The 4380-nt window shown below is 53.6% G+C and carries 2 protein-coding genes; both read left to right on the top strand.

From position 1 onward, the window contains the following. Positions 1-343: 343 nt before the first annotated feature. Complete coding sequence (gene gyrA / locus CJ260_RS12215; protein ID WP_095630400.1) at positions 344-2815, top strand: DNA gyrase subunit A; 2472 nt, start codon at positions 344-346, stop codon at positions 2813-2815. 165 nt (positions 2816-2980) lie between these two features. Then, positions 2981-4156, top strand: a complete 1176-nt coding sequence (locus CJ260_RS12210; protein WP_095630399.1) for an iron-containing alcohol dehydrogenase — start codon at positions 2981-2983, stop codon at positions 4154-4156. Positions 4157-4380: the final 224 nt, after the last annotated feature.

Raw genomic sequence — 4380 nt, 5'->3', positions numbered from 1 at the left:
ATAGAGTAAGATGATGATAGTGGCACATAGGTTTCCTCCGAGATATAGATTTTGTTTGGTAGCATTATTATATCAGAAACCTATGTGTCATTTTTTATAGGTGTTGCACTTGTATTGTAAATTCGCCACCAAAGAAGTTCCTTCTCTTTTTATATGTTCTTCACTTTTGTGCAGTAAAGTTTTCCCACAATTATTTTACACTAACCAGGGCTGTTTTTCGGCGGAGCTATCTATTTCGCTGATTTTTTGGTATAATAGAACAGATATCCTAAATATATATCTATAATGATATGTGCAGGACGTCCCAGTATTTATATTATTACATTATATTTGAGGTGACATTGTGGACGAACAACAATCTGATAAAGTATTACCGGTTTGTCTGGAAAGCGAAATGCAGACGTCGTACATCGACTATGCCATGAGCGTTATCATTACGCGCGCACTGCCTGATGTACGGGACGGGCTCAAGCCTGTTCACCGCCGTATTTTGTACGCCATGCATGAAGCGGGCATGACGCCGAACAAGCCGTACAAAAAGTCAGCGCGTATCGTCGGGGAAGTTTTAGGTAAGTATCATCCCCATGGTGACAGTTCCGTATATGACGCGACAGTCCGCCTGGCCCAAGATTTCTCCACGCGCTACCCTCTTGTTGACGGTCACGGAAACTTCGGCTCTGTCGACGGCGACTCCGCGGCTGCCATGCGTTATACAGAAGTGCGTATGGCTAAGATCACCGGCGAAATGTTGGAAGATATCGACAAGGATACGGTTGATTTTATGCCTAACTACGACGGTTCTCTCCAGGAACCGGTCGTACTGCCGTCTAAGATCCCCAATCTGCTGGTCAACGGCTCTGCCGGCATCGCCGTCGGCATGGCGACCAACATTCCGCCCCATAACTTAGGAGAAGTCATCGACGGCTGCGTCATGCTCATCGACAATCCCGAAGCGAGCCTGGACGAGCTCATGACCAAGATTAAAGGGCCCGACTTCCCGACGGGCGCGAAAATCATGGGCCGCGACGGCATTTTAAAAGCCTACTCTACGGGCCGCGGCAGCATCAAGATGCGCTCCTGCGCGTCCATCGAGCCCATGGCGAAGGGCAAGAACCGCATTGTCGTCACGGAAATTCCCTATCAGGTCAACAAGGCCCGGGTCATCGAATCGATTGCCAACTTGTCGCGCAACAAGGAAATCGACGGCATTACGGCCCTGCGGGACGAATCGGACCGCAAGGGGCTGCGCATCGTCGTCGAGCTGCGGGCCGACGCCAACCCGGACATCGTCCTGAACAAGCTGTACAAGCACACGCAGCTTCAGGAAACCTTCGGAGTCATCATGCTGGCCCTCGTCGACGGACATCCCCGCATCTTGACCTTGAAGGAAGTCCTCCATTACTATTTGGACCACCAGAAGGTCGTCATTACGCGGCGCTGCAAATTTGAACTGGAAAAGGCGCTGGCCCGGGCCCATATCTTGGAAGGCCTGCTCATTGCGCTGGATCACATCGACGAAGTCATCCGGACGATTCGCGAATCTCAGACCGATGAAATCGCCAAACAGGCCTTGATGAGCAAATTCGGCCTCAGCGACAAGCAGTCCACGGCGATTCTTGACATGCGCCTGCGCCGCCTTACCGGCTTGGAGCGGGAAAAAATCGAACAGGAATACAAGGAAGTGCAGGACCGGATCGCCTACTTGCGCGACGTCCTGTCCGACGACCATAAGATCATGGAAATCGTCAAGACGGAATTACTCGACGCGAAGAAAAAATTTGCCGACGAACGGCGGACGGAAATCGTAGCCGACTCGTCCGATTTTGCTATCGAAGACATGATTCCGAACGAACGGATGGTCATTACCCTGACGCGCCGGGGCTACGTAAAGCGCATCAACGCCAACGTATACCATACGCAGAATAAGGGCGGCCGGGGCATCAAGGGCATGAGCACGAAGGATGAAGACGCCGTCAACCACCTGCTGTATACGTCGTCCCTCAATACGGTCTTGTTCTTTACGAACTTTGGCCGCGTATACCGCCTGAAGGCCTACGAAATCCCTGAAGCGAACAGCCGCAACTCCAAGGGCATCGCCGCGATCAACATCCTGCCGCAGATGGCCAGCGGGGAAAAGGTAAACGCCCTCATCGACCTGGACCAGGTAGACCCGTCTATGAACTTGTTCATGGCGACGGAAAAGGGGCTGGTCAAGAAGACAGAGCTGAAGGAATTTAAAAACGTCCGCCGCCACGGCCTCATCGCCATTTCCCTCATGGAAGGCGACCACTTGGCGAAGGTGCGCCTGACGAAGGGAGATCAGCGCATTATTCTGGCGACGAAGCTGGGCATGGCGATCTGCTTTAATGAAAACGACGTCCGTCCCATGGGCCGCAATACCCGCGGCGTCCGCGGCATTTCCTTGGCCGAAGGGGACAGCGTCATCGGCGCCGACGTGCTCGAGCCGGACTGCCAGGTCCTGACGGTCAGCGAAGAAGGCTTCGGCAAGCGGAACAATATGGACGCCTATAAGATACAGCTGCGCGGCGGCAAAGGCGTGAAGAATTTCAAGATTACGCCGAAGACCGGCGCAATTGTCGGCGTAGAAGTCGTCCACGAAAACCAGGAGCTCATGCTCATTACGTCGAACGGCATCGTCATCCGCACGGATATCGAAAGCATCGGCATCAAGAAGGGACGCAATACGTCGGGCGTCAAGATTCAAAAACTGGAAGGCGACGATAAAGTCGCTGCGTTGGATACGATCACCGTAGAAGGCGAAGAGGATTCGCAGGACACGTTGTTCGACGCATAATATCTGCTGAAAAGAGGCTCTGCGGAGTCTCTTTTTTTGCATACGGCGCGCAAGGTCGTATCGTATGCGTGCAGATTGCCCCGCCTGTTTTCATTGCACAGAACGGGACGACCTTATATAATGAAGGTATCATCACAACGCAGAATCAGATATGGAGGGATGACTATGAATAATTTTACCTATTATACGCCGACAAAGGTCTTTTTTGGCCGAGACGAAGAACGGCGGGTCGGCGATATCGTGAAGAGCTACGGCGCGACGAAGGTGCTGGTCCTGTACGGCGGCGGCAGCGTCAAGCGTTCCGGTTTGCTTGACCGGGTGGAACAGGCCCTGACAGACGCCGGCGTGTCCTATGTTGCCTTCGGCGGCGTGCACCCGAATCCGCTCCTTTCGCATACGCACGAAGCTATTGCATTGGCAAAACAGGAATCGATTGATTTCATTTTGGCCGTAGGCGGCGGCAGCGTTATTGACGAAGCCAAAGCCGTCGGCATGGGCTATTACTATGACGGCGACGTGTGGGACTTTTATCTGCGCCGCGCCGTCCCGGAACGGGTCGTGCCCCTGGGCTGCATTCTGACCATCGCCGCAGCCGGCAGCGAAACGAGCTGGGCTTCTGTCATTACGAACGAAAAGGGCTGGTATAAAATCGGTTATCAGAACGACATCCTTCGCCCGATTTTCGCCATCATGAATCCGGAGCTGCTGTACACGCTGCCTCCGTATCAGATGGCCTGCGGCAACGTCGATATGATCATGCACGTGCTGGAACGGTTCTTCAACCCGAATGCAGAAGACGACCTGACCGACTCCATGGCGGCGGCTCTCATCCGCAACGTCATCAAAAACGCGCGCATCGTAAAAGAAAATCCGAAGGACTACAACGCCAATTTTGAAATCATGTGGGCCGGCAGCCTCGCTCATAACGGCTTGTTCGACGGCGGCAACGGCCGCGGCGACTGGGGCACGCACCATATCGAAATGGAAGTCAGCGGCCTGTTCGACGTCGCCCACGGCGCCGGTTTGGCGGCTATCTGGCCTAGCTGGGCCCGGTACGTCCTGCATAAAGACGTAGGGCGCTTCGCTAAATTAGCCCGTCTCGTCTTCGACGTGCAGACTGAAGACGAGGAAGCGGCGGCCCTGGAAGGCATCGCCAAGATGGAAGCCTTCTTTAAAGAAATCGACATGCCGACGTCGCTGACGGGATTGGGCATCCAGCCGACGGAAGAACAGTATTGGGACATGGCGAAGAAATGCACGAAGCGGGATATGGTCAAAGAAGGCTGCTTCGGGCAGCTGACGTCGGCCGATATATATAAGATTTATAAAATGGCTGAATAAGAGTACATCCGGCGAGGCGGCAGGGGCGTTTCCCGCCGCCTTTTCCCGTTTTGCGACGTTTTGTAAAATTTGCAGAAAAATTTCCTTGACAACAGGGCGAAAAGAGGATATACTAAACAAGCTGTTGCGGCAGGGCGCCGCGGCAGGCCGGATAGCCGGTTCGCTTGAAAAGAACTTCAAAAAAAGTGCTTGACAAGCTCGGACGAGTCTGGTAAGATATACAA

Origin of the sequence: Megasphaera sp. ASD88 (assembly GCF_002287425.1) — a bacterium.
In the GTDB taxonomy this organism is placed as follows: domain Bacteria; phylum Bacillota; class Negativicutes; order Veillonellales; family Megasphaeraceae; genus Megasphaera; species Megasphaera stantonii.
This window is presented reverse-complemented; position numbering and strand designations above follow the sequence as displayed.